We start from the raw sequence: 26,098 nt of genomic DNA on the forward strand, positions 1-26,098 counted from the left end.
ACTAAGCCAATCACCGTCAAATCAAACGCCTAATTAATAGACAGGCTAAGAATAAAAAGAGTATCAGATTATGGCTACAGTTCGTCACGATTGGACTTACGAAGAAGTAAAAGCACTATTTAACATGCCGTTTAACGACTTGCTATTTAAAGCAGCAAGTATTCACCGTGAGAACTTTAATCCAAACGAAGTCCAGATCTCGACCTTACTTTCAATTAAAACGGGTGCTTGTCCTGAAGACTGTAAATATTGCCCACAGTCAGCGCATTATAAAACAGACTTAGATCGTGAACGTTTAATGGAAGTAGAAAAGGTTGTTGAACAAGCGAGGTTAGCGCGTGAAAAAGGCGCAACTCGTTTTTGTATGGGCGCAGCATGGTCTGATCCAAAAGACAGAGACATGCCTTACATTGCTAAAATGGTGCGTGAAGTAAAAGAGCTTGGTTTAGAAACCTGTATGACACTTGGCATGCTGGATAATGAAAAGGCACATGAGCTTAGAAATGCAGGCCTAGATTACTACAATCATAATCTAGATACGTCGCCTGAATATTATGAGCAAATTATCACTACACGTACTTATCAAGACAGACTTGATACGTTAGACAATGTGCGTGATGCAGGTATGAAAGTGTGTTCTGGTGGTATTGTTGGCATGGGTGAGCAAGCGGGTGACCGTTATGGTTTATTAATGCAACTTGCAAACTTACCAAAACAACCTGAAAGTGTACCAATTAACATGCTTGTAAAAGTAAAAGGCACACCACTTGAAGACGTTGAAGATCTAGACCATTTTGAATTTATTCGCACCATTGCCACTGCACGAATTATGATGCCGCACAGTTATGTGCGTTTATCAGCGGGTCGAACTGCAATGAATGAGCAAATGCAATCTATGTGTTTCTTCGCAGGCGCAAACTCAATTTTCTACGGTGACAAGTTACTGACTACTGAAAACCCAGAAGCCGATGCAGATATGAACTTACTTAAAAAGCTAGGTATGAATCCAGAGAAGCGTCAAGACTACTCTGATGAGGCATACGAAGCGTCTTTAAGTTCAAAAATTGCTGATAAGGCAACGTCAGAGCTATTTTACGAAGCATAGTGGATGTCGTTTGAATTTATACAAGCAGCGCTGCAGCAAAGACGAGCAGAGTCTTTGTTGCGTGCTCGTAATCTAATTGCCGATTCAAGTAACGCTCGCTTTTTGACAAGCAAAGAGGGCAAGCAATATTTAAACTTTGCCAGCAATGATTATCTTGGTTTAGGGTCTAAATTAGAGCTGCAAGGTGGGCTAACAGGTAGCCGCTCATCGGCACTTGTTACAGGGTACCAGCAGTGCCATAAAGATTTTGAAACCTTACTGTGCAAACACCTTGGTTACGAGTCCGCTTTACTGTTTAGTACGGGTTTTAGTGCAAACAGCAGTGTAATCAAGTCTCTTTTTTCACAAAGCTCAGGCTCAAAAGCCGCGCTTGATTCTGCCATTTTCCAAGACAAACTTAACCATGCCAGCTTAATTGATGGGGCTTTGCAATCTGATGCCAAGCATATCCGTTTCAACCATAATGACATGGGGCATCTACGTCAGCGTTTAGAAAAAAGTAAAGCCACAAATAAGTTGATCATTAGTGAAGGTGTGTTTTCAATGGATGGAGACAGTGCGCCACTTCAGCAGCTTTTAGAATTAAAACAGCAACACAATGCTTGGCTTATGTTAGATGATGCACATAGCTTTGGTGTATTGGGCGAACATGGGCTAGGAAGTGTAGGCTTAGGTTGTAAGCCTGAAATTCTGGTGATCACATTTGGTAAGGCAATGGCGTGTCAGGGCGCGGCTGTTTTAGCAAGTAAATCAGTCATCGACTTTTTACTTCAGTTTAATCGTGATTATATTTACTCAACGTCTATGTCACCGCTCATGGTTCAAGCTGCAGAGCAGCAGTTTTTACGCGTACTTGACGCGAGTGAGCAGAGACAGCACTTGTTTAATAATATTGCGTTATTCAAGCAGCTTTGTGTCGATGCAAACATTCCCGTAATGCCGTCAGACACAGCGATACAACCGGTTGTGTTAGGCAGCGCTGAAAATGCATTAAATGCGCAAGCTAAGCTTAAAGAGCAGGGGGTTTGGCTAACAGCTATTCGTCCACCAACAGTGCCACATAATACGGCTAGACTTAGGATCACAATCACCGCATCACATAGACATGATGATATTGAAAAGCTTGTAAGAGCCTTACAGGTGTCAATATGATTGCAACACCCGATAAACTGTCAACGGCGAAGCAGTTTTCAAAAGCCGCAGGGCAGTACAAGCAACATGCACATGTACAAAAGTTGGCTGCGGATTTGTTATTCTCAAGATTAAATAAGCACAGTCAAGTCATGCTTGACCTTGGCGCAGGCCCTTTGCTGCATCAGCATAAACTAAAACATCACAGTGACTGTTTAGTTGCGATGGATCTGAGTTTAGGCATGTTGTCTGAGACGCACCCTGAGAATAATGTGAATCGTGTTTGTGCAGATATGGATAAACTGCCTTTTACAGAAAACGTATTTGATGTTGTATTTTCAAATTTTGCAATTCAGTGGAGCGCTGAACCTGAAGCTTTATTTAAATCACTTTATTCAGTGTGTAAACCTGGCTCTCAAGTTCTATTATCGACAGTTTTAGATGGTTCCTTGTCTGAAATAGCACAGGCATGGAAAGCAGTGGATGACAACCAACACATTAATGATTTTTTGAATCTAACTCAGTTAGTAAATATTGCTAATAGCGTGGGATTCAAAGTGGTGTTCTCAAATCAGCACTGTCTTCAAGATCACTACGATAAACCAATCAATGCCATAAAGTCGGTGAAAAATATTGGCGCAAATCATTTAACAGACTGTCAAAAAGAGCAAGGCTTATTGGGGAAAGCGGCTTATAAAAATCTATTGTCAGCTTTTCCATTACAAGACGGTAAAGCCGTTATTAGCTACCAAGTCGGTATTTTGGAGTTAACGAAATAATGAATTCTTTTTTTATTACAGGTACCGATACTGAAGTCGGTAAAACTCATGTTACTTGTTTACTACTCAAGTTTTTAACCCAACATAAGCGTTCAGCAATTGGTTTTAAGCCTATTGCTGCGGGAGCAGAAGAAGCATTTGGTCAACTGGTCAATGAAGACGCTTTAAACATCATGGAGTCTTCAAACGTACATGCTAAATATGACCAGATAAATCCAATTTGTTTTGAGCCGCCAATCGCACCCCATATTGCAGCGCAACGTGCAAACAAAGTAATTACACAAATAGAACTTAATCATCATTATAAAGAGATTTTATCCGTCGGTGCTGAATTTACTCTTGTAGAAGGCGCTGGTGGATGGTCTTTACCAATTAATGACACTGAGTATTTGTCTGACTGGGTAAAAGCGCGAGAAATTCCTGTCATTTTGGTCGTCGGTATGAAGTTAGGCTGTTTGAATCACACGCTGCTTACAATTCAAGCGCTCAAAGCCCAAGGGGTGAAATGTGTTGGTTGGATTGCAAATGAGATTGATCCCAACATGTCTGAGTTTGATGCAAACCTTGATAGCTTGAAATCACGTATTGACGCGCCTCTATTAGCTGTTGCACCATTTGCAAAAAGCAAAGCAAAATTGAAAATTTATAAGGCACTAACCGATCTTTTAGCAATTAACTTGTAAGTACTCGCATTTAAAAAGTATTTAATTCAAATGTAAGAAGTGATATTTCAATAAATATCACTTTTAATTTTAGGTTTGTACTTATTAACGAATAATCTAAATTTAGCTTAGAAAAATTCGAAGAATGAGATCACAAATTCGGTGCCCTTATCAGGCTCACTTAACACTTCAACTTTTGCATTATGTTGCTGCAAAATACTGTATGAAATAGATAAGCCTAAACCGGTACCTTCACCGGGCGCCTTAGTAGTAAAAAACGGCGTGAATATTTCTTTTATGTTTTCTTGAGGAATACCTTTACCTTCATCTTTTACACGCACCATAATTTTTGTTCGCTCTCTATAGCATCTAACAAACAAAGTACCGCCCTCAGCCATGGCTTGTTTTGCGTTAACAAACAGGTTTATAAAGACTTGTTGTAATTTACTTTCTATTCCTAAAATCGTGGCACTTTCTAACAGGTCAGTTTCGATATGGTGCTTATATTTGAATTCATTGCTTACCATATTAAGAGATTTATTGATGACTTTGGTCACATCGATTGGCTCTAGTTCATCGTTATCCATCCGAGAGAAAGTACTCAAATCAGCCACAATGGCTTTGACTCTTTCTAACCCTTCGACTGAAGATTTTAAAATTTCGCCGCTGTCTTCAAACAAAAAGGGCAATTCATACTCTTCATAGTTTTTGCTTAGTTGTGTCAACGAGTTACTCGAAGGCTCATCAGCAAGCGGCTGTAAAGCTGACTTAATATCTTGAATATAGTCAGCCATGGTATCGAGGTTACTTAATACAAAGCCAACCGGGTTATTAATTTCATGGGCAACACCAGCAGCAAGGAAACCTAGGGAGGCAAGCTTTTCTTGCCCAACAAGTTGCAATTGTGTTTGCTCTAAAATTTTGTTTGTCTCTTCAAGGTTTATAAGCTGTTGTTGAAGCTCTTCTTCAGCTCTCTTTCTTTCTATGGCGATAGAAAGCATGCTTCTTGATGACTCAAGGGTTTGTAGCTTGGTGATATTGATATCTTGTTGGTCTTCGTAGAGTAAAACTGCAACACCTACCGTTTTTTTATCTTCGAGCGTGAGCGTGTACAAAGGCACCATAACGCAAAATTGATAAAAGTCTTGCGCTTCGTTACTTATGTCATTGGTATCTATGAGTTGTGTTTCTTGCTCTTGTTGTAATAAATCGAATACTTTTTCTCTGTCGAGTTGAGCAAGAAAAGACTTTAACAGTTGCAAATGCTCATTGATTTCAGATTCGGTACTCGATTGAGTATAGTATTGAAATTGACCGTAATTACATTGGCTATCGAGTTCAATGAATAAATTATCTGGTTTAGATAAAAACGCACAGGTCCTTTCGAGATAGTTTTCAACAATCTTTTTTAGCGTTGGTTTACTCCAGGTTTCAGCTAAAAGACCGGTTAAAAAAGACAGTTGAGTTTGTTGGTTTTCGACTTCCATACGCGTTTCATCATTTAAAACTTCTTGTTCTAATAGCTCTCGAGTATAGTTTTCAAGCTGCATTTCGGCGAGCTTTCTAGCTGCTCGCTCTCTTTTTAGTGCGCGTTCGAGTACGTCAACTTTGTTTTGTGTTTCTTCACTCATAGAAACCTTACTTCTATATGGCAAGCATCATCACCTTCATGACAACATTTCGATTGAGAAATAGAGACTTCTTCACCGAAGTGTTTAGCAGCGCCTAAAATGAGGCCCTCTGACAAATGACATAGCTTTCGCTCTGAACGATAAATCATCGTCAGATGTTGATCATTTTGGTCTGCATAATCAAATTCAGGTAAGTTTGAATCTGCGTAAAGTTTTTTTACCTCGACGTGAATTAAGTTATCAACCATATAAAGAAACGCGTGCAGAGATGGGGCTTGTTTTGCTTCACTGGGTGCCATAGGCATAAGTTTCACAAATAAAAATTCACCAAAAGCTCTAAGTAAATCAGAAGCTGGTACGTTTAATGCTTCACAATAATAAGTAACGATGCTGAACATTTCGCTGTCATCGTACTTAATTGAAGATGTGTAGATCCCTTGAGAGGGAAGGTCGAGTGTATTTAGCATGGTGTCCCATGCTTCTAAACCGTGATTGGTTTCTACAAACTCTTGTAGCGCGTTGAAAACACTGCCTTTCATATAAATCTCCGCATTTCGCGTTATGAGGTTGATATATTTTTAAAATAGTGTCACTTTTTACTTAACGCAATGTTTTAAAATCATTTGTAGAAACATAAGGTTTTATTAAATGTCTGATAAGTTGCCAATTTTAATTGTGGATGATGAGACACAAGTACTCAACGCTTTAAAGCGCCTGTTTAGAAAGGAGCTTGAAGTGACTGTGTGTGATAAACCACTCGAAGCTGTAGAAATTTTAAAACAGCGTGAATTTGCGGTCATTATATCAGACATGAAAATGCCATTAATGAGCGGAGCAGAGCTGCTAGCTCAGGCTTTTATCATCAATCCAAATACAGCGCGTATTCTTTTAACGGGCTATTCCGACATCGACTCAACTGCTTTAGCAATTAATGAAGGCAAGATCTCAAACTATGTCAGTAAGCCTTGGCGTAATGACGATTTAAAAGAAATAGTGATGCAGGCTTGTGATCAGTATCAATTGAAGCAGTCTGTGATTCGTTTGCAAAATGAGCTGGAAGAAAAAAATCAACAATTACAAAGTTACAACGATGAACTAGAAAGTAAAGTTCAGGCTCGAACTTCATCACTTTCTCAACTTACTGACAAACTAAAAAACGTCAATCAAAAGCAGCGCAAACTATTTCATGATGTCATTGAGATGATTAACCTAATTATTGAAGACACCACAGGCAGCGATGACGGCCATATAAAACGTGTAGCTTCTCATTGTCGGCTCGTTGCTAAGCATCTAGGTTTAGAAAAGCCGCTTATTACTCAAGCTTATTTAGCGGGCTTAATGCATGAAATTGGTAAGGTGTCATTACCTGATGAGCTTGTTAAATGCACTGAAAATGAATTAACGAAAGATCAACTTATAGCAAAGCAGCAAAATGCCATCAAAGGGGCTGAAATACTTCAAAAGCTGCCTAATCTTCAAACTATAGGCAAAGGTATCTTACACCAATACGAGCACTATAATGGCACGGGTTTACCTGAGCATTTAATTGCTGACAACATACCAACTATCAGTCGTATTCTTACCATAGTAAATGACTACGATAAGTTATTAATTGGTCGTATTACTGGTGAGAAGATGCAACAAGATCAAGCAATGCAAACCATGAAGACCTTGGCAACTGAGTTTTATGACCCACATATTCTAGATGTGTATTTTGAGTTACTTTCTAGCGGTAAGGTGTTCGAAAATCACGATATTGACGTGTGTGTCGGAGTCAGTTGTTTAGAAACCGGTATGCATTTAACACAGGATTTATTGAATAAACAGGGCGCTGTGATTTTAACAGCTGGCACAGAAATCACACCAAGCATCATTGAAAAGTTACAAAAGTATCAAAAAGATTGGAATTATATATTTAACGTGTTCGTGCATTAGTTTCTATTCTTAGCCACTCTCTGGTGGCTCTCAAAAAACCTTTAGTTTAAAATACCGCTAGTTTTATTTTATATGCTATTTGGAGCTCGTTATTTTAAACGTATCTAATGTCACCATGCAGTTTGGTGCAAAACCACTTTTTGAAAACATTTCTGTTAAATTTGGTGATGGAAATCGCTACGGTCTTATTGGTGCCAATGGATGTGGTAAATCGACATTCATGAAGATTTTAGGCTCTGAACTTGAGCCTTCTGCGGGTAACGTGAGTGTAGCTCCAAATATTCGTTTAGCGAAACTTAATCAGGATCAGTTTGCCTACGAGCAATACACTGTTATTGATACGGTTATTATGGGTCATAAAGAGCTGTGGGAAATTAAAGCTGAACGTGATCGTATTTACTCTTTACCAGAAATGAGTGAAGAAGATGGTATGAAAGTGGCCGATCTTGAAACGCAATTTGCAGAAATGGATGGTTACTCGGCTGAGGCAAAAGCCGGTGAGTTACTGTTAGGTGTTGGTATTGGTACTGAGCAACACTATGGCTTAATGTCTGAAGTTGCACCGGGTTTCAAGTTACGTGTGCTTCTTGCGCAGGTGTTATTTGCTGATCCTGACATCATGCTACTAGACGAACCAACCAACAACTTGGACATATATACAATCAAATGGTTAGAAGAAGTACTAAACCAGCGTGATTGCACCATGCTAATTATTTCTCACGACCGTCACTTCTTAAACTCTGTTTGTACGCATATGGCTGACATCGACTACGGTGAATTACGTGTATATCCAGGTAACTATGACGAGTATATGTTTGCAGCGACGCAAGCGCGCGAAAAACTATTAAATGAGAATGCCAAAAAGAAAGCACAAATTGCTGAACTTCAGCAGTTCGTTTCTCGTTTCTCGGCAAATGCATCAAAAGCAAAACAAGCTACGTCTCGTGCAAAACAGATTGATAAAATTCAACTTGATGAAGTTAAAGCGTCATCTCGTCAAACGCCTTTTATTCGTTTTGAACAAAGTAAACAGCTTTTCAGAAATGCGCTTGAAATTACCAATGTCTCACAGGGTTATGACAGCACTTTATTCTCAGGCTTAGAAGGCTTAGTTGAAGTGGGTGAGCGTATAGCTATTATTGGTGAAAATGGTGTAGGTAAATCAACGCTTCTTCATACTTTAGCGGGTCGTTTAGCACCTAAAACAGGTGAGTTTAAATGGTCTGAGAATTCTAACATTGGTTATTATGCCCAAGACCATGCTGATGAGTTTGAAAAAGACCAAACTGTATTTGAGTGGATGGAGCAATGGCAACAGGAAGGTGACGACGAGCAAGTGGTTCGTGGTTTCTTAGGTCGAATGCTGTTCTCACAAAATGACATCAAAAAGTCAGTAAAAGTACTTTCTGGTGGTGAGCAAGGTCGCATGTTGTTTGGCAAATTAATGATGCACAAGCATAATATTTTACTTATGGATGAACCTACAAACCACATGGACATGGAATCAATCGAAGCGCTTAACTTAGCCCTTGAACAGTACGAAGGTACTCTTTTATTCGTTTCACATGACCGCCAGTTTGTATCATCACTTGCAACCCGTATTTGGGAAATTAAGGACGGTAAAGTTATCGACTTTAAAGGGACATATGACGAGTACCTAGCACAACAAGAGGCGGCTAACTAACCGCTTTATACAATGGTACTTTTCAATGGTATTACCTAACTAGATAGGTATAATACCCACATAGAAACTGCAGGCTTACCCCCAATAAGAGCCTGCAGTTTGTTTTTCTATCGTTCAAAACTTCTGAGGATTTATTATGACGGTTGGCATTATCATGGGCTCAAAATCAGACTGGCCTACTATGCAACATGCAGCAGACATGCTGGACAAGTTTGGCATCGACTATGAAACAAAAGTAGTTTCGGCTCACCGTACACCTCAACTTCTAGCTGATTACGCGTCTAGCGCAGCTGATCGTGGTATCAAGATTATTATTGCTGGTGCTGGTGGCGCTGCACACCTTCCGGGTATGGCTGCGGCTTTCACAAGCTTGCCAGTTCTGGGTGTACCAGTTAAATCAAAAACACTAAACGGTGTTGATTCATTACTTTCAATTTGCCAAATGCCAAAAGGCGTAGCTGTAGGTACGTTGGCAATCGGTGATGCGGGTGCGGCTAACGCGGGCTTACTTGCTGCTCAGATTTTAGGTTGTCAGCAACCAGAAATCTTTGCAAAAGTTGAAGCTTTCCGTAAAGAACAAACAGAAACAATTTTAGCTAACCCAAATCCTGCTGAGTAATATGAACGTTTTAGTCCTTGGCGCAGGGCAACTTGCGCGAATGATGAGCCTGTCATCGAAGAACTTAGACATTCATGTTACAGCTTACGATGTTGGCTCTGAAAAAGTCATCGATCCTGTTACTTTTTTAACAGTAGATCAGTCATTACAACAAGCCATTGATTCTGCAGATGCAATCACTGCTGAGTTCGAGCATATTCCTTTAGATATTCTGAAGCTATGTGATGAAAGTGGTAAGTTTTACCCAGGCACAGAAGCCATAGCAACGGGTGGTGATAGAGCGAAAGAAAAAGCGCTCCTAGATGCTGCAAAAGTTGCCTGCGCACCTTATAAAATCATCACTGAAAAACAGCACTTGCTAGATTCAACTGATGAACTCGCAATGCCTTTGGTAGTCAAAACTTGCCAAGCAGGTTACGACGGAAAAGGGCAGTGGCGTGTAAAATCTCTTGATGAGGTAGAGCAAATTTGGACTGAGATGTCTGAATTTTTAGCTAAAGACGCATCTCATCAAATTATTGCAGAAAAAATGATCCCATTTGATCGCGAAGTATCTATCATTGGTGTTCGTTCGAAAAATGGTGAAACTGCAATCTACCCACTGACTGAAAACCAACATACCAATGGGGTATTAACGCTTTCAATCGCGGGTAAAGAGAAAAATGCAATTCAAGCGCAAGCAGAGTCGGCGTTTAACGCTATCGCCAATGCATTAGAGTATGTCGGCGTATTAGCCATTGAGTTTTTCGATGTAGATGGCACTTTATTAGTCAATGAAATTGCACCACGTGTACATAACTCGGGTCATTGGACTCAGCAGGGATGTCATGTTAGCCAATTCGAAAACCACATGCGCGCCGTTACGGGCCTACCTCTAGGTTCAACGGTTTTGAATCGCCCAACCGCAATGATCAACGTACTAGGGCAAGCTGCTATTCCAAAAGCAGTTTTGGCTGTTGCTGATACAACCAGCCACTGGTATGGCAAATCTGCAAAACCAGGCCGTAAGATGGGTCATATTAATGTTTCTGCTAATTGTTTGTCAGAGCTTGGTGATAAACTAGCTGAGCTGGCAAAAGTACTGCCAGAACAAGATTACCCTGGTGTACAGACAACTGCTGAGCAGTTAAAAACACTATAATAAAAAGCCGAGTTTAACTCGGCTTTTTTGACTCTAATTATAGGAATATAAACTAAATAAGGCATTAACAAAGTGACTAGTCAGTCTATTAAACAGTTTTCGTTTATTGGGTTATTTGTACTTTGTCTGACAGGATTTATAGGCCCCGCATTTTCTCTTCTTCTCGGTCTTGCTTTCACTCTGATTTTTACAAACCCGTATTTGTCGTTAAGTAATCAAGCTAGCAAATGGCTATTAAAATTAGCTGTGATAGGACTAGGATTTAATGTCGACTTTAATGATGTACTTGAAGTCGGGCGAAGCTCATTTGTTCTCACCATTGTAAGTATTACAGCCATAATTGGGCTTGGCGAAATATTAGGGCAGCTCTTTAAAGTAAATAAAAATACCAGTGTGTTATTGTCTTTTGGTACTGCTATTTGTGGTGGCAGCGCAATTGCGGCAATGGCCCCAGTGATAAAAGCTAAACAGCACGAGATTGCGGTGTCCCTTGCCATTGTATTTCTATTAAATGGCTTAGCTTTGTTGCTTTTTCCTGCAATCGGGCATTACTTTGAGTTAACACAAGAACAATTTGCGATTTGGGCTGCCCTCGCAATACATGATACGAGCAGTGTGGTTGCAACAGCCTCAACATATGGCCCAATCGCAGTCGGTATTGCAACGACGATTAAGCTCACACGTGCAATGTGGATCATTCCATATACAGCTTTGGCTGGCGTATTTTGGAAAAGTGAAGAAAAGGCGAGTATTCCACTTTTTATTGTTGGTTTTTTATTGGCTGCACTTATTAATACGTACTTTCCTGAATATTCGACTTTTTGGCAGTTGGGTTATGCAGGAGCAAAACATGTGCTTTATGCCTGTTTATTTTTAGTTGGCTCAAGCGTGTCTCTGGCTATGTTAAAACAAACAGGATGGCGCCCTCTGGCAATGGCCACCTTACTTTGGGGCATCGTCAGTTCAGTAATATTGTTACTTATCATCGATGGAGTGATAAATTAATGCAATTTTCTTGGAACTTTTCAAAAATGGACTAGTCTTAGGTAATGAGGCGCGGATAGGCCTCATTTCATAATCGTTGTTCATCAACGACTATGTGAGCGCAGAGAGTATTTGGCCAGCATCCTATGCTGGCCTTTTTTATGTTCATAAACCCCAAGGTTTTACTCCAAGAATTACGCACTTCCTTAATTATTGTTATTTTATCTAAAATTATTCGTATTCTATCGTCGCATTTGCTTAAATTGACCTAGTCTAACAAGTTGAAGAATAACTATGATCAAACACTCTCTAATTTCTGCTGCGGTTGCAGCGAGCCTGTTCTTAACAGGTTGTCAAACAACCTCATCGACTGACGCGGTAAAGGCTGAACCAGCTTCAAACTTCGCTCCTGTTGTGGCAACGCCTTTAGATTTTGGTGGTGAGAACATCACATTAAAGCAAGCAATGGCACACCCTGATTGGTTGGGTCGTCAACCTGAGCGCACATTTTGGGCTGCAGATAGCCAAACTGTGATTTTCAACCGCAAGCAAGCGGGTAATGAATTACGCGACACATTTGCTGTTACAGCAGGCAAAGCGCCTACGCAAGTTGTGCTAAACCAACTTCATACGGTTGGTGCTAAAAACGCGGTCTATTCAAAAAACGGTGAAGTGCAAGCTTATACGTTTGAAGGTAATGTGTTTGTTAAAAACATTAAAACGGGCGCAATCAAACAGCTAACACAAAGTTCTGATAGAGCACGCTCTTTGCAGTTTTTAAATTCTGGTGAATTAGCTTATCGCACTGGCAATAGCTTCTATAGCGTTAATATTAATTCAGGTCTTACTAAAGAGCTTGTTAAATTACACCTAGCTGACAAACCTAAAGGCACACAAGAGCCATCAACTTACATCGCCAAAGAGCAACATAAGCTGATTGATTTTGTAAAGCTAACGCATAAAAACGCACTAGATAAAGAACAGCGTAAAGAGCAATTAAATGCTGAAAATGACACAATTGCGTCTAACCAATTTTATCTAGGTAAAGGTAACCGCCTTGTAGAAGCAAGCCTTTCTCCTGAAGGTGACAAACTTATCGCCGTTGTGACAAAGAGCACACCATGGCGCGCTGATACCGACATTATGCCTAACTATGTGTCACAAAACGGTGACATCGAAGCAGTACCTGCTCGTCGTCGCGTAGCTGATTCGAAACCATCTAGCTCAGATGTGATTTTCATTGATATCGCATCTAAAGCACAAACAACTTTAAGTTATGAAACACTACCTGGCTTTGATGAAGATGTTTTAGCAGCTGAAAAAGCAGAGAATGCAAAAGCTGAAGGCAGAACTTACGAATCAAAACGTGAACCTCGTCACATAAATTTGATGATGGACTGGGGTTGGGGCCAAAGTGCAGTGCAGTGGAATACAACGGGTTCACAAGTTGCTGTAATGCTTGAAGCATGGGATAACAAAGACCGCTGGATCGCAACCGTTGATTTTGACAATAACGAGTTCAAATCACAACATCGTTTACACGACGATGCATGGGTGAACTACACGTACAATGACTTTGGCTGGATGAACAATTCAGATACGTTGTATTACTTGTCTGAAGAATCAGGTTATAGCCATATCTATACTAAACCTGTAAATGGCAAAGCAAAGCAACTTACTAAAGGTCAATTTGTTGTATCACACCTAACGCTAAGCAAAGATGATTCGCAAATCTACTTTAAAGCAAATGTTAAGCACCCAGGTATTTATGAAGTTTATCGCGTGAATACGCAAACAGCCGAAAAAGTAGCGCTAACTGACTTAGATGGTATGACGGATTATGAACTGAGCCAAGATGAGCAAAAACTATTGCTTAATCACTCAAAGATCATGATGCCGAATGAACTATATGTTGCAGATACTAAGCCAAAAGCACAAGTAACACGATTAACAAATACTGTTTCTGACGAGTTCTTAAATAAAAAGTTAATCGCACCGAAAATCGTTGCTGTGCCTTCGAGTCATACTGATCAACCAATCTATGCAAAAGTGTATTACCCAGCTGACTACGTAGAAGGTGAGACTGGTAAAACACGTAAAGCTGTTATCTTCAATCACGGTGCGGGTTACTTACAAAACTCACACATGGGCTGGTCTGGTTACTTCCGTGAGTTTATGTTCCATTCACTGTTAGCAAGCGAAGGCTATGTGGTCATGGATATGGACTACAGAGCGTCTAAAGGTTACGGCCGTGATTGGCGTACAGCAATTTACCGCCAAATGGGCACACCTGAAATTCAAGATTTAGAAGATGGTGTTAAATGGATGGCTGAAAATGTGAACGTTGATACTGGCGCAGTAGGTACCTATGGTGGTTCTTACGGTGGCTTTATGACATTTATGGCACTACTCACAAAGCCTGATTTATTCCAAGCGGGCGCAGCACTTAGACCTGTGTCTGATTGGGCATACTACAATACGCCTTACACGTCTAACATTCTTAACCACCCAGATGTAGACCCAATTGCGTATCGCCGTAGTTCTCCAATCTACTTTGCTGAAGGTTTAGAGAAACCATTGCTTATCAACGCGCCAATGGTTGATGATAATGTTTTCTTCCAAGATGTTGTTCGACTCGTTCAACGCTTTATTGAGCTTGAAAAAGAAAACTTCGAGACAGCGATTTACCCAGTAGAGCCGCATGGGTTTAGACAGCCAACGGGTTGGTTAGACGAATACCGTCGTATTTATAAGCTGTTTAAAGAGCATCTTTAAAACATAAAATGAATAGTAAGGGCCTTTATAGGCCCTTTTTAATGGAATTAAAAACATCACTGTTTATTCATACAGTCATTTAATTTTGTCCAATAACATTATTACAGCGCGTTTTGTCCAATTTTCACAGGTGAACAAAATTGGACATTATAAACTCATGTTTACAATAGACTTTTCTTGTGTGAATATTGGGACACGTAATATAGCCCGTTTTGTCGGTATTTATACAGGCACTTTGGGAGAGAATAAGCTGTTATGTTTACAGAGACTATGAGTAACTATCAGATACTATTTGAATTTCAGCAGCCTTGGTTCGTTAGTGATTTGACAACTAGTAAAGTTAGTGCCGAAAGTGACTTGAATTTGTGGTTTCAAGTGGAGTGCAATGACGAGTGTAAAGACATCGAGATTGAGGGCTTAGACGACCTAGATCTAATCTCTAACTTACTCCAATCGGAAAAGGTAATAATATCTCAAGAGTTAAACACACAGCGAGATTTTGGAACAATTCGTATTGAGTGCTGGGTTGAAGGTAGCTATTCAGAGTTTTGGTGTTCAAAAGCTGAGTTGTAAACATAACAAACAGTTTAAAAGCGGACAAAATTCAGTTGGCTGGTTTCGCTCCGCTTCACATTATAGCCAACTAAATTTTGCCTTTTAACTGAGGCGTTATGCGTCATTTCAATTAACTGAATCTAAATCGGTTTTTTCCTCAAGTCTTTTCTTCAAATCAGCTTTTAGGTACAGTGGCGTAATCAAATTTTAAGTTGGTCTTGGCTGTTCGTTTTCAATTTAAGCTGTGACCAGAAAGGGTATTCACCAGTCAATCGCTTCATTGCATTTTTTGGTTCGGTGAGTGTTTATATAAATAAAGTTTAGCTCGTTGGTGCAGGCGCAAGCGCTTTGAAAGCGGTGTGTCAACGCATAACAAGGTCGTCAACGCGGACAAAAAACTGTTGGCTGTTACGCTTCGCTTCACATTTTAGCCAACAATTTTTTGCCGGTTACAACGGCGTTATGCGCCACTTTAAATAGCTGTCTTTAAAGCGGTTTTTACTTCAACTCTTTCCTTCAAATCAGCTATTAGGTACAGTGGCGTAATCAAATTTTAAGTTGGTCTTGGCTATTCGTTTTTCAATTTAAGCTGTGACCAGAAAGGGTATCCACCAGTCAATCGCTTAATTGCAATTTTTGGTTCGGTGAGAGTTTATATAAATAAAGTTTAGCTCGTTGGTGCAGGTGCAAGCGCTTTGAAAGCGGTGTGTCAACGCATAACAAGGCGCTAAACTAGGACAAAATTAAATAAGCTCGTCGCTTCGCTCGATTTTAGCTTATTCAATTTTGCCTGTTAGCTAAGCGTTAGCTTTCTAGGTAAACCTTGTGAGTATTGTTAGAAAAGGTAATTTTGATATTTTTGAAGACCCCAAAAGCAATAAAGTTTTAATTGGCATTAATAGCCAGTTCTTGCATGAAGTTGCCATGGAGTTTGAAAAAGGATATGACGGCTTTTTCTGTCGACCAACATCAGGTTTTAACGAAAGTAGTTTGGATTTTTTAAGCTCATTTAAAAACTCGAACTCTGCAACATTTTATGAGGTAGAACTTAAATCAATAGATGGAATCTACGGTTTGAGCAAACTCCAAAAGCTGTCGTTTCATGGCAAGTTCCCTAGCATTGATTTTAGTCGCTTAAACTCGTTAGTTTCTCTAAATTGCGACTACAGACGTAAAGATAAAAACCTCTCAAGCTTGATAAGTTTAAAACTTCTTCACTTTTGGTATGTAAATCCAAAAAATAAAAGTTTCAATTCAGTTGAGTTTCCTGAAGCAATCGAAGAGTTGTATATCAATTGGACTAATGTAACAAGTCTGGATGGGTTACCATCTTTACCAAATTTAAAAACTCTAGAGCTGCACATGTGTAGGAATTTAGAGTCTATATCTAACTTAGAGCGTATCGCTCCGAACTTAGAAAAATTAAATATTGAAAACGCTAAAAAACTTAACGACTTTTCGGTCATAGAAAAACTAAAAAATCTTTCTATTGCATACTGTGATGATCGAAAGCTAACAAGTTAATTAAACAATGGACGCAAAACAGCAGGCTTGCGCTCATTCTTCGCTTAGTTTAGCCTGCTATTTTTCGCCGTTTATTAAGGCGTTAAGGTGCAGGAGTAATCTTGAAATTCAGTGTTTATAAAATTATTTTATTAAGCCTTTTATTCTCAGGTGAAGTCAATGCGTCCTGCGGCATTCCTGTACTCATTTCAAAATCGGAACAAGAGGCATTAAAGTCACAAGTTAAGTTTGAATATCGCGATATGGACTTTTTGGAATCAGATGGTGTTGATTATATAGAAGCACAAATTCCAGCCTACTTTAATGAGTTAGAAGTAGGCAAGGTTAACTTGACGATGTGGAATAGGGATAAGCTGATTTATTCTGCTGTTTTAGGTGAGGTTGGCAGTAAAATCAGAAATAGAGATGTCTCCAGATTCGAATTTACTGTCAATCGTTACTAAAATTTAAAGCCTAAGCTATCTATATTTTATGGCGGAGAGTGTAACAACGGATATCAATTAGTTGTTGATGAGTTCCATAATTATAATGTTGGCTTTGAATTAAAAAAGTGGGAAAAGACATTCGAAAGAAGATCATCAATTCTTTTGAGAAAAGGTGGGTAAGCACCTTAACAAACAATTAAACAGGGATTAAAAACAGCGGGCTCTTCGCTTCGCTCAATTTTAGCCCACTATTTTTAACCCGTTAATCGGGCGTTAGCTGTTTTATGAATAAAGCGAAATATTTAGCATTTGTGTATTTATTGCCAGTCATTCTTTATCCACTTAAAGTCGATCACTTTCAAGATATTTGGGTTTGGTATTATTTGCCGTTTGCTATGTTCTATGCAATATACGTGTGGTTTAAACCAACGGAAAATATAACTAAGTATATAATCTTTACCCCTGTAGTTTTCTTAGCGTTTTTCATAATCGTTTTTAGTGCTCAAATAGTATTTTCAAATGGTTTAAGTGCTGCATTAGAGTTCATACCTGTAATGCTGTTGTTTGCTGTACCATTTGGTTTTGCTGTTGGTGTTGTATATGTTTTACTAGCTTTGTTAATTTTAAAGGGGTTCGTTAAGTTCGGGCTGGAGTTAAAAAACAGCTAACAAGTCATTAAAGCAGGACAAAAAACAGTTGGTTTTTGCTCCTTCGTCGCTAATTTTAACCAACTATTTTTTGCCTCTTAATGAGGCGTTATGCGTCACTTTAAATTGCTGTCTTTAAAACGGTTTTTACTTCAAGTCTTTCCTTCAAATCAGCTTTTGGGTACAGTGGCGTAATTAAGTTTTATGTTGGTCTTGGCTTTTCGTTTTTCAATTTAAGCTGTGACCAGAAAGGTCATTCACCAGTCGAACGCTTCTTTGCAATTTTGAGTTTGGTGAGTGTTTTTTAATTTTAAGTTTGGCTTATTGGTGCAGGCGCAAGCGCTTTTAATTTTGAGTGTCAACGCATAACAAGGCCGTCAACGCGGACAAAAAACTGTTGGCTGCTACGCTTCGCTTCACATTTTAGCCAACAATTTTTTGCCGGTTACAACGGCGTTATACGTAAAGGAGATTCAGCAGATGGAATTAAATTCAATTGAAGATGTCAAAGCTCTCACTGAATATCAAAAAATAGATCAAATTCAACGCATCGAGAAAAAAATCCATCGACTCAGCTTCGTTCCTGCAACTTTGTGTGCAATATTAATGAGCTGGGCATTCTGGGATATGTGGTCAGGTCAATCTACTTGGTCACCAATGAATGTTGTTCTCATTGCAATCGTGCTTGGTAGCATTGGTCATTCAAATGTCCAACGCACCAACTTATTAAAACAGTTATTTGAGTTAAAGTACGGCAAGTAGTTTACGTATAACAAGCTGTTAAACAAGGACAAAATACCGTTGGCTTTTGCTCCTTCGTCGCTTATTCTAGCCAACAATATTTTGCCCATTAACGAGGACGTTAGTTGTTTCGATAGTTTGGAGAAAATAAATAGTATGGATGCTAATCAAATAGAGGTTTTAATTGATTCAATTAATACTGAGTTGCCATTTACGCCTCCATTTCAATATAAGAAATCTGATGAAGAACCTTTTCCTTTAACATTCTCTGAAGATGTAAATTATTTAGGAGATTGGTCTGCTCATTGTTTGCACCCTTATTCTAAAATAGAGTGGTTTTGTGTTCGTCCACAATACCTTAAAAGTGTTGGTCAATTAGTGCCGCCTAAAGTAGTTTCTTGTGAAGCTGAGTTTATTGAACTTTTACAAAATTTAAAGGTTCCATTTCACGTACAAGGTGATACTGTTTTCATTTTTTGCAATAAAAACAACTAACAAGCAATTAAACAAGGACAAAAAACAGTTGGCCTTTGCTCCTTCGTCGCTTATTTTAGCCAACCATTTTTTGCCTGTTAATTGGGCGTTAGGTACCTAGGAAATGTCTGTAATTTCTAAATTAATGGAAGCATCTGAAGCTGATACCGATGTGCTTCGAAGATTGAACTCTGACGGAGATGATTTCAGCAAGTTCAGAGAGGTCGATTTCACTTTCAAATGTGAGAGTAAAGACAAAGCTAATACTGTCGCTGGTTTTCTAGACGACTTCCAATATGGAAAGGCATCTGTAATTGCAGAAGAAGAGCAGTACATGGTTCAGCTATTGATCGACATGCCTGTTACTCAAAATATTTTGCTTTGTGTATCTGGCTTCATGACTTGTATAGCCGAGTTATATAACGTTGAAATTGATGGTTGGGGCTGTATCGCGCAGAACGGTACCTAACAAGTGCCTAAACCAAAGGACGCAAAACAGCAGGCTTGCGCTCCTTCGTCACTAATTTTAGCCTGCTATTTCGCGCCGGTTAGGCAAGCGTTAAGGCCCAATGAAGTATGGCGTTACCGAAAAGTAAATCCCGCAAGATTTCTTTCAAGAACATTGATTACCGATATTCAGTGTCAGTTTCAAACAAAGGTAACTGTGAGTTTGATTTAAATATAACCGTACAAAATGAAGCTGCTAATGGAAGAAAGTTAATACTAAAGGGGCTTGTAACACGAAACTTTTGGCTAGACTTTTCAGGGCTAGTAAGTGATGCCGTATATTTGGACTACTATCCCAAAATTACACCTAAACATATAGAGTATTTTATCAATTTAGCTGTTTCAAAAGGGTGGGAACATAACAAAAAGGGTAGCAACTTTATCTTACAAGTTAATAATAAGCACTTAGAGACTAGGCCTTAACAAGGTTGTAAACGCGGACAAATAACAGTTGGCTTTGTTCGTGCCTCACAAATTTTAGCCAACTATTATGTGCCGGTTACAACGGCGTTATAACTAAAGGAAGATTATGAGTCTGCTGGAAGATTCGTGGGAACAAAGAGAAGAACAAGTATATCCAGAATTATTTGGCGGTACTGGTGAAGGTATTTACCCGTTAGATGCCTCACTATTCAAAAATCAATTTGGCATCGACAGCATTGATCCTAGATGGTTACATTTTGGTGTTTTCAAATGTGCTCCAAAGAGTGACAGAAAAACTTGGGTTTATGTCACCTCTGGCATGTCTAATACATGGGAATCAGATGACCCGCAAGAGTATTCAGGTTTCGGAACTGAGTTTATTCTCGAAACAAATGAGGAAAGTGATTGGGCTATAAATACGTTACGTAGTTTAGTAGCTTTCAATATTCTTGTGTCCGTTGGTCATTACGGTGATAAACCTCTAGTTGACTATGGAGACCGTATTCCAATGAAAATTGAGCCGAATATTTCAAGCTTAATGGTTGTAATGCCAAATCAATTCCCTGAATCATTCGACTTAATATCTGGAAAAGTCGATATACTGCAAATTACAGGTATTACAGCTCAGGAATTGGATTACGCAAAAGAGAATAGCTCAGAGGAATTAGCAAATAAGCTATTTGAATCTCAGGGTTCATTTACTATAAAACCTGATAGGTTAGGTGTAATTTAGTTATAACAAGTCATTAAAGCAGGACAAAAAACAGTTGGTTTTTGCTCGTGCCTCGCTTATTTTAACCAACTATTTTATTGCCTCTTAATGAGGCGTTAGGTTTACTAGTTTGAATATAGTTATCAAAGGATTAAGAAATGCAATCCTTACAGGTTGGGGGTTGTCTTTTGCATATTTGTGGTATTTAGCAGACTTTAATGTGCTTTTTTCTCACTTGCTTTACGCTTCAGTACTAGGTGGTTTAGTAAGTGCATCTGCGTTAATCTTTTATATGCTGCCTATACACCTTTGGTTGAGCCGAAACGAACTAGTTGGTTTACATTACTATTTAATGGTCGGCCTTGTTCCTTCTATTATATTTGTATTTATACCTTCTTTTACGGACGCAACGGGTAGGTTAATTATTGAATCAATAATAACTTATGCAGTTTTCGGTGTTACTTTAACAACAGTGTTCTGGTTTTCTGTATGTTATCGTAAACCTAACAAAACAAATTAAAAGAGCGGACAAAAAACAGTTGGCTTTGTTCGTACCTCACAAGTTTAGCCAACTAATTTTTGCCGTTTATTTGCGGCGTTAGGTGAATCTTTGATTTCGTGGAATATTGCTAATACTAAGGAAGGTCAAAATAGTTGGTACTTTCCATCTTTTGAAATTCAAGAATACTTGTTACCAATTATTAATGTTGGTGGTCAAAACTTCGATGAATATGGGCAAACCAAATACGCTACTGAAGATTGTCGTCGCTTAATAAATACGGTTGCTTTTGCTAAAGAAACTCTTTCTCTTATGCCAAAATCGGTTGTGAGATACGAAACTATAGAGAAAGGTTTAGCTTCATTGGAAAAAAATGAAATCATATCAACTCTAGATAAATTAGCTAAAGCAGCGGAGTTAGCAATAAAACAAGAAACTAGCCTGTTGTTCTATGGTGACTAATTCACCTAACAAGCTGTTAAACAAGGACAAAAAACAGTTGGCTTTTGCTCCTTCGTCGCTAATTTTAGCCAACAATTTTTTGCCTGTTAACAGGGCGTTATATGCCTATGAAAAAATTGAGTCTAAGTGCCTTTATTTGTCTCATTATTTTAGCTATGGGGCTTTGGTGTATTGATGTTAAATCAGATCAATCACATTCCATTACAGTTACTACTGACACCCTAGTGTATTCTGATTGGCGTTGTGGTTACAGATGCGGCACTGAAGGTGAAGTAGTTTTTACACTAGCGGCTAACACTACTTGGCATGTACAGCGTATACGTTTTGGTAAAGACTTTATGGCTGTTAAAGTTGCAAACAATAACCTTGCGGGCTGGGTAATAAACAACGAAAAGATAGAATTAGCCAGCGGCATATAACAAAGCAAATTAAAAGTGCGGACAAAAAACAGTTGGCTTTGTTCGTACCTCACAAATTTTAGCCAACTATTTTTTGCCGTTTATTTGCGGCGTTAGGCATAAAGGAGGCATCGGTGGCACTTAATGAAACAGAGCGAGAGGGCATAAAACTTTTATTTGATGTTTTTAAGCACCTCACAACCTTAAGTACTGGCTCTATAGTTATTTTAGCTACATTTTTAAAAGATGTTTTTCCAACTCCTGAGTGGGCAATTCTCTCGTCTATAGTATTTTTGTTGTTTTTACTTTCAATAATCTCATCTGTATCAGTTATGGTCGCTTTTGGTGAGACTGTCCGTGTTGAAGGAGATTACGAGAATTGGGTTGCAAATATAGGTAACTATGGCGTATTTATTTCCGCATCATCGTTCACACTGGCTGTGGTATGCCTAGTTGCATTTGCTATCAAGAACTTAAATTAGCGCGTTTAGTTGTCAATATGCCTAACAAGTTACTCAAAAGGACGCAAAACGCTTGGCTTGCGCTCCTTCGTCGCTAATTTTAGCCAAGCATTTATGCGCCCATTAGTAAGGCGTTAGGCATTCAGGGAGGGTTGGTGGAAAAATTCATCTTTTGCATTCTATTTTCAGTTTCATTGGCTCAAGCGAAAGAATTAAAGAGATCTGATAACCTAGAGCTTTCTTATCTTCTTGGAACAATGCGCACTCTTTTTAAAAGTAAAGAATTTCCATATATACGCATTATTGAAAGTTCTGAAGAAATAATGGAATGTGATGGTACTTTTGAATCATGTCCTAATTCAAGGTTGTTTATTGTTTCAAGTATGGGTGATTTAGGTGAAGCTCCGCTGCTTTATGAACTTCCTAAATCTAAAGGCTGGAAAATATCTTCCAATGAAATTATAAATGGAGAACGCCACTTAACTTTAATCACAACATTAGAACATGCGAATGTCTCAGTGGAATCTAGAGGAAAATGGCACAGTAAAACTTATAAAATCAGGGTGTCAGCAGATTATGGTATGTTGTACACCGTGCAATGAATGCCTAACAAGCAAATCAAGTGGGACTTCTAACAGTTGGCTGGGTTCCGCTTCGCTTCACATCTTAGCCAACTATTATAAGCCCCTTATTTGGGCGTTATAAGCACTTTCTGGTCTAGCGTAATCTCTAGGCCAATCAGGAATCTGAATCAACATGAATCAATTTTTAGATATCGCATTTTCACCCTATGGTGGAACAGCAGTTGTAATTTCTGGACTTACAACTTTTTTAGCCAAAATTTGGCTTAAGAGAATAATCAATAGAGACTTAAGTGAACAAAGAAAAGAGTTGCAGCAACTTAAAGATGATAATAAAAAAGATTTGAATGAAGTTGGAAATATTCATCAGCTGAAGCTTGAAAACCTCAAGGCTGACAACTTAAGTCGCTTAAAGAATATAGAGCAAAATCATAGTAGAACCATTGAAAATTTAAAGTTAGAAAGTGTGAATCAGTTAGAAAAAATTAGAAATGAGTTCCAAAGTGAATTTTTAAAACATGAGTCATACACATCTATTGCCAGAGAACAGTTTCAAAGTTTATTTGATAAGAGAATTGCCACATATACAAAACTCATCAAATTGAAAAATGAAATTGATAATATGATGCTTGAACGCGCAGATGAAATCGAACACAGAGCTGGTGACCCCGAAATTTTTAAAGAATGCATTGAAAAAATATGTAAACTAACTCAAGAAAATACAATGTACATTTCAAATGAATTGGCAAAACTGTCAAATAATTTGGCTAAAGTTTTTTGGGAAATTGCCTCTGCTGCCAAAGTAAACTCAATGGCTGCCGCTTTGAGTACCCCCATGGGTGATAATCAGGTGTGGAAAAATGCAGTGGAATTTGCTGAAAAAGATGTATTAAAAAGAATATTTGAAGAATGCTCTCCGATATATGATGACTGGTTTAAACAATTAGATAAAGATGTTGGTGAAGTTAGGGAAATATTAGATATATCTCATGATTTTCTTAACGAAAAGTAGCCTCTGATGGAATGTCATGCTTATAACAAGGCGCTCAATCGGACATCTAACAGTTGGCTGGCGTTCGTTTCACTCACTAATTTTAGCCAACTGCTATTCGCCGCTTAGCTTGGCGTTAGCTACCTATTGAGATTTAAGTATGTCTGATAAACCAGTGTACAAAAGGGCTTTTAAATACGCGTTGATACCTTCAAGCATGATTATCCTTCTAGTAATCTTTTCTATGCTTTCTCAAGAGGTAGTTGGTAGTAATTTTGAAATTGCATTTAGGTTTGTAGTGACGTGTTTAGGTGTATTTATATCTATGTGGGTTTTACTCACTGGCTACTTATTTTTCAACCCTGATGCAGATAAACCCTAGCGGTAGCTAACAAGGCAAATTAAAAGTGCGGACAAAAAACAGTTGGCTTTGTTCGTGCCTCACAAATTATAGCCAACTATTTTTAGCCGTTTATTTGCGGCGTTAGGCATCAAGAGTATTCAAGCTATGAAGTCAGAATGGTTAAGATTTGAATCGCAGCTCGCGGATTGGATGAAGAGCTTCAAGAGTAATAAATTACAGTTTACGAACGGCTATCAAGCTATTCCTGGTTTCCCATCAGATGGCTTTCGAGCCGACGGGCTACTAACTGATGGTAAAGTGGTAGTCGCTTTAGAAGTTGAAGTTAAACAAACTCACCCTGATACGAATGTCGGCAAGTTTTGGCTCCTAAATCAATACAAAACTTATGAAAAAGTTGTTCTATTTCATGTGTATACACCTGAGTATACATCGTATCCATGGAGACTAAAACTAGGTGAGTTTTATGCCGAAAAAATGTCGGAAGAACTCCCGTTTGAATATCATCTTCTAGATTTACGAGACGCAATAAGTATAGAAAGCGCGTTTGAGCAAACCGTTAGAGTTATCCAACAGAAGATAAGCTCGGAGTTTGGTGCGAGCTAGATGCCTAACAAAGCGTTCAAGACGGATTCGCAACGCTTGGCATTTTTGGTTTACTTGAGTTTAAGTGTTTACGGCACAATACTTTAAGTACAGTGGTCAGCGTTGCTCACCACTTAACGCGGCGTTAGCACTACAAGGATAGTTTAGGATTTATGCTGATAATTCAGTCGCGTGTACAAGGTTTACTCAACCGATTATATACAATGTCCATTCAATACATCTGGTTCATTGCAGTTGGGTTGATCTTTGCCATGTTCACAGGAGTTTATCCGAAAGACACGGTTTTGTTTTTTTTCATTTTGATAATTTTCATAGTCCTTTTCACCATCTGGTTATTCGTTTTTAACTCTGGTAGAAGTAAGGTCATTGAATACGGTTTAGAGCTTAATGAACAAGGGATAACATTCATTGATTTTGGCGATAGAGTAACTTTGGAGTGGAAGAATTTTGAAGGCTTTAAAATTGTTAATAGGTTACCTAGGTTAATAGTTTTAAAAAGCTCGAAAAGTAACGATATAAAGTTTAGCTATTATTTGTTTTCATCTGCTCAAAGAAAGAAATTATTCGATTATTTAGAGTCAAAGTAGTGCTAACAAGCAATTAAACAGGGATTAAAAACAGCGGGCTCTTCGCTTCGCTCAATTTTAGCCCTCAATTTTTAACCCGTTAATCGAGCGTTAGTTGCCTTATGAATATTGTGCCATTAGTCGGATTGAACAGTATAAAATTTGGTGATTCCAAAGAAGAAGCTGATAAGCTATTTGGAGTCCCTGATTTAATTGAAAATGAGTTAGGTCAAGACGGTGTTAGTTCCGAAATTTGGGATTATCAATCCAAAGGAATACAATTGTATTTCGATCCAGATTTAGACTTTAGGTTATGGGAAATATCCATAACCTCTGAAACTGCAAATTTAAAAAGCATTAAACCAATTGGGCTTAAAGAGTCAGAGTTATTAGGTTACTTTCCAAGTTTAGTGTTAGAAGTAAATGACGGTATATTTAAAGAGTATGTAGATCAGTCTAATGAATTAGTGTTTTTCTTACGTAATAATATAGTTAAACGCATAGATATTCGCCTAATTTAGATGTTTACTTAAAAAGGTTTGGTGGCGTCGGCAACTAACAAGTCACTCAAAAGGACAAAAAACAGTTGGTTTTTGCTCCTGCGTCGCTTATTTTAACCAACTATTTTTTGCCTCTTAGTGAGGCGTTATGCGTCACTTTAAATAGCTGTCTTTAAAGCGGTTTTTACTTCTACTCTTTCCTTCAAATCAGCTTTTAGG

30 protein-coding genes are annotated in these 26,098 nt (G+C 38.6%); 28 read left to right on the forward strand and 2 right to left on the reverse strand.

Annotation, left to right across the window (positions count from 1 at the left end; genetic code table 11):
- Window positions 1-70: 70 nt before the first annotated feature.
- From bioB to bioD, 4 genes are read left to right on the forward strand one after another with little or no spacing between them, the layout of a single operon-like run.
- Entirely contained in the window at window positions 71-1,105 is a 1,035-nt protein-coding gene (gene bioB, locus AC1HJP_RS11745) for a biotin synthase BioB (protein WP_138568576.1), read from the forward strand.
- Between the two features lie 3 nt (window positions 1,106-1,108).
- Window positions 1,109-2,257 carry an aminotransferase class I/II-fold pyridoxal phosphate-dependent enzyme gene (locus AC1HJP_RS11750; RefSeq protein ID WP_480361980.1) on the forward strand — a complete coding sequence of 383 codons (1,149 nt, stop codon included), beginning with the start codon at window positions 1,109-1,111 and terminating at the stop codon, window positions 2,255-2,257.
- Window positions 2,254-3,015 carry a methyltransferase domain-containing protein gene (locus tag AC1HJP_RS11755; protein WP_480361981.1) on the forward strand — a complete coding sequence of 254 codons (762 nt, stop codon included), beginning with the start codon at window positions 2,254-2,256 and terminating at the stop codon, window positions 3,013-3,015. The genes AC1HJP_RS11750 and AC1HJP_RS11755 overlap by 4 nt, the downstream gene beginning before the upstream one ends.
- The gene (gene bioD, locus AC1HJP_RS11760) at window positions 3,015-3,698 is read left to right on the forward strand and encodes a dethiobiotin synthase (RefSeq protein WP_480361982.1); all 684 of its coding nucleotides are present in this window, start codon (window positions 3,015-3,017) and stop codon (window positions 3,696-3,698) included. The genes AC1HJP_RS11755 and bioD overlap by 1 nt, the downstream gene beginning before the upstream one ends.
- A 107-nt stretch (window positions 3,699-3,805) precedes the next feature.
- Here bioD and AC1HJP_RS11765 read toward each other — a convergent pair whose 3' ends face one another.
- The gene (locus AC1HJP_RS11765; RefSeq protein ID WP_480361983.1) at window positions 3,806-5,308 is read right to left on the reverse strand and encodes a sensor histidine kinase; all 1,503 of its coding nucleotides are present in this window, start codon (window positions 5,306-5,308) and stop codon (window positions 3,806-3,808) included.
- Window positions 5,305-5,847, reverse strand: coding sequence for a heme NO-binding domain-containing protein (locus AC1HJP_RS11770; RefSeq protein WP_480361984.1), 543 nt, complete (start codon window positions 5,845-5,847; stop codon window positions 5,305-5,307). Before AC1HJP_RS11770 ends, AC1HJP_RS11765 begins: the two co-directional genes overlap by 4 nt.
- A 109-nt stretch (window positions 5,848-5,956) precedes the next feature.
- Here AC1HJP_RS11770 and nosR point away from each other — a divergent pair, with 109 nt between their 5' ends.
- The 24 genes from nosR (at window position 5,957) to AC1HJP_RS11890 (ending at window position 25,900) form a co-directional block, all read left to right on the forward strand.
- A complete protein-coding gene (gene nosR / locus AC1HJP_RS11775) occupies window positions 5,957-7,243 on the forward strand; it encodes a response regulator c-di-GMP phosphodiesterase, NosR family (protein WP_480361985.1) in 1,287 nt (428 codons plus the stop codon).
- 91 nt (window positions 7,244-7,334) lie between these two features.
- The gene (locus AC1HJP_RS11780; RefSeq protein ID WP_480362009.1) at window positions 7,335-8,927 is read left to right on the forward strand and encodes an ABC-F family ATPase; all 1,593 of its coding nucleotides are present in this window, start codon (window positions 7,335-7,337) and stop codon (window positions 8,925-8,927) included.
- A 136-nt stretch (window positions 8,928-9,063) separates the two neighbouring features.
- Window positions 9,064-9,546, forward strand: a complete 483-nt coding sequence (gene purE, locus AC1HJP_RS11785; protein ID WP_130254288.1) for a 5-(carboxyamino)imidazole ribonucleotide mutase — start codon at window positions 9,064-9,066, stop codon at window positions 9,544-9,546.
- 1 nt (window position 9,547) lies between these two features.
- The gene (locus AC1HJP_RS11790) at window positions 9,548-10,687 is read left to right on the forward strand and encodes a 5-(carboxyamino)imidazole ribonucleotide synthase (RefSeq protein WP_480361986.1); all 1,140 of its coding nucleotides are present in this window, start codon (window positions 9,548-9,550) and stop codon (window positions 10,685-10,687) included.
- A gap of 72 nt (window positions 10,688-10,759) precedes the next feature.
- A complete protein-coding gene (locus AC1HJP_RS11795; protein ID WP_480361987.1) occupies window positions 10,760-11,692 on the forward strand; it encodes a YeiH family protein in 933 nt (310 codons plus the stop codon).
- A 273-nt stretch (window positions 11,693-11,965) separates the two neighbouring features.
- Window positions 11,966-14,446 carry a S9 family peptidase gene (locus tag AC1HJP_RS11800; protein WP_480361988.1) on the forward strand — a complete coding sequence of 827 codons (2,481 nt, stop codon included), beginning with the start codon at window positions 11,966-11,968 and terminating at the stop codon, window positions 14,444-14,446.
- 255 nt (window positions 14,447-14,701) lie between these two features.
- Window positions 14,702-15,019, forward strand: a complete 318-nt coding sequence (locus AC1HJP_RS11805) for a hypothetical protein (protein ID WP_480361989.1) — start codon at window positions 14,702-14,704, stop codon at window positions 15,017-15,019.
- Window positions 15,020-15,826: 807 nt separating this feature from the next.
- Window positions 15,827-16,525, forward strand: a complete 699-nt coding sequence (locus AC1HJP_RS11810) for a hypothetical protein (RefSeq protein WP_480361990.1) — start codon at window positions 15,827-15,829, stop codon at window positions 16,523-16,525.
- Between the two features lie 101 nt (window positions 16,526-16,626).
- Window positions 16,627-16,968: a hypothetical protein gene (locus tag AC1HJP_RS11815; protein WP_480361991.1), complete on the forward strand. Its 342-nt coding sequence runs from the start codon at window positions 16,627-16,629 to the stop codon at window positions 16,966-16,968.
- A 266-nt stretch (window positions 16,969-17,234) separates the two neighbouring features.
- A complete protein-coding gene (locus AC1HJP_RS11820) occupies window positions 17,235-17,618 on the forward strand; it encodes a hypothetical protein (RefSeq protein ID WP_480361992.1) in 384 nt (127 codons plus the stop codon).
- A 459-nt stretch (window positions 17,619-18,077) separates the two neighbouring features.
- Window positions 18,078-18,359: a hypothetical protein gene (locus tag AC1HJP_RS11825; RefSeq protein ID WP_480361993.1), complete on the forward strand. Its 282-nt coding sequence runs from the start codon at window positions 18,078-18,080 to the stop codon at window positions 18,357-18,359.
- Between the two features lie 135 nt (window positions 18,360-18,494).
- The gene (locus AC1HJP_RS11830; RefSeq protein ID WP_480361994.1) at window positions 18,495-18,833 is read left to right on the forward strand and encodes a DUF6678 family protein; all 339 of its coding nucleotides are present in this window, start codon (window positions 18,495-18,497) and stop codon (window positions 18,831-18,833) included.
- Window positions 18,834-18,936: 103 nt separating this feature from the next.
- Window positions 18,937-19,281, forward strand: a complete 345-nt coding sequence (locus AC1HJP_RS11835; RefSeq protein WP_480361995.1) for a ribonuclease E inhibitor RraB — start codon at window positions 18,937-18,939, stop codon at window positions 19,279-19,281.
- Window positions 19,282-19,388: 107 nt separating this feature from the next.
- Window positions 19,389-19,742, forward strand: coding sequence for a hypothetical protein (locus AC1HJP_RS11840; protein ID WP_480361996.1), 354 nt, complete (start codon window positions 19,389-19,391; stop codon window positions 19,740-19,742).
- Between the two features lie 106 nt (window positions 19,743-19,848).
- Window positions 19,849-20,475: a suppressor of fused domain protein gene (locus AC1HJP_RS11845; protein WP_480361997.1), complete on the forward strand. Its 627-nt coding sequence runs from the start codon at window positions 19,849-19,851 to the stop codon at window positions 20,473-20,475.
- Between the two features lie 109 nt (window positions 20,476-20,584).
- Window positions 20,585-20,974, forward strand: a complete 390-nt coding sequence (locus tag AC1HJP_RS11850; protein ID WP_046354377.1) for a hypothetical protein — start codon at window positions 20,585-20,587, stop codon at window positions 20,972-20,974.
- Between the two features lie 90 nt (window positions 20,975-21,064).
- The gene (locus tag AC1HJP_RS11855; RefSeq protein WP_480361998.1) at window positions 21,065-21,415 is read left to right on the forward strand and encodes a hypothetical protein; all 351 of its coding nucleotides are present in this window, start codon (window positions 21,065-21,067) and stop codon (window positions 21,413-21,415) included.
- 107 nt (window positions 21,416-21,522) lie between these two features.
- Entirely contained in the window at window positions 21,523-21,834 is a 312-nt protein-coding gene (locus AC1HJP_RS11860; RefSeq protein ID WP_480361999.1) for a hypothetical protein, read from the forward strand.
- 113 nt (window positions 21,835-21,947) lie between these two features.
- Window positions 21,948-22,295: a hypothetical protein gene (locus tag AC1HJP_RS11865; RefSeq protein ID WP_480362000.1), complete on the forward strand. Its 348-nt coding sequence runs from the start codon at window positions 21,948-21,950 to the stop codon at window positions 22,293-22,295.
- 134 nt (window positions 22,296-22,429) lie between these two features.
- A complete protein-coding gene (locus tag AC1HJP_RS11870; protein ID WP_480362001.1) occupies window positions 22,430-22,876 on the forward strand; it encodes a hypothetical protein in 447 nt (148 codons plus the stop codon).
- 154 nt (window positions 22,877-23,030) lie between these two features.
- A complete protein-coding gene (locus AC1HJP_RS11875; protein WP_480362002.1) occupies window positions 23,031-23,867 on the forward strand; it encodes a hypothetical protein in 837 nt (278 codons plus the stop codon).
- Between the two features lie 139 nt (window positions 23,868-24,006).
- A complete protein-coding gene (locus tag AC1HJP_RS11880) occupies window positions 24,007-24,228 on the forward strand; it encodes a hypothetical protein (protein ID WP_480362003.1) in 222 nt (73 codons plus the stop codon).
- Between the two features lie 126 nt (window positions 24,229-24,354).
- A complete protein-coding gene (locus AC1HJP_RS11885) occupies window positions 24,355-24,813 on the forward strand; it encodes a hypothetical protein (protein WP_480362004.1) in 459 nt (152 codons plus the stop codon).
- 688 nt (window positions 24,814-25,501) lie between these two features.
- Window positions 25,502-25,900, forward strand: a complete 399-nt coding sequence (locus AC1HJP_RS11890; protein WP_480362005.1) for a hypothetical protein — start codon at window positions 25,502-25,504, stop codon at window positions 25,898-25,900.
- The last annotated feature ends 198 nt before the right edge of the window (window positions 25,901-26,098 follow it).

The sequence above is a fragment of the Pseudoalteromonas sp. NFXS53 genome (genome assembly GCF_056629255.1).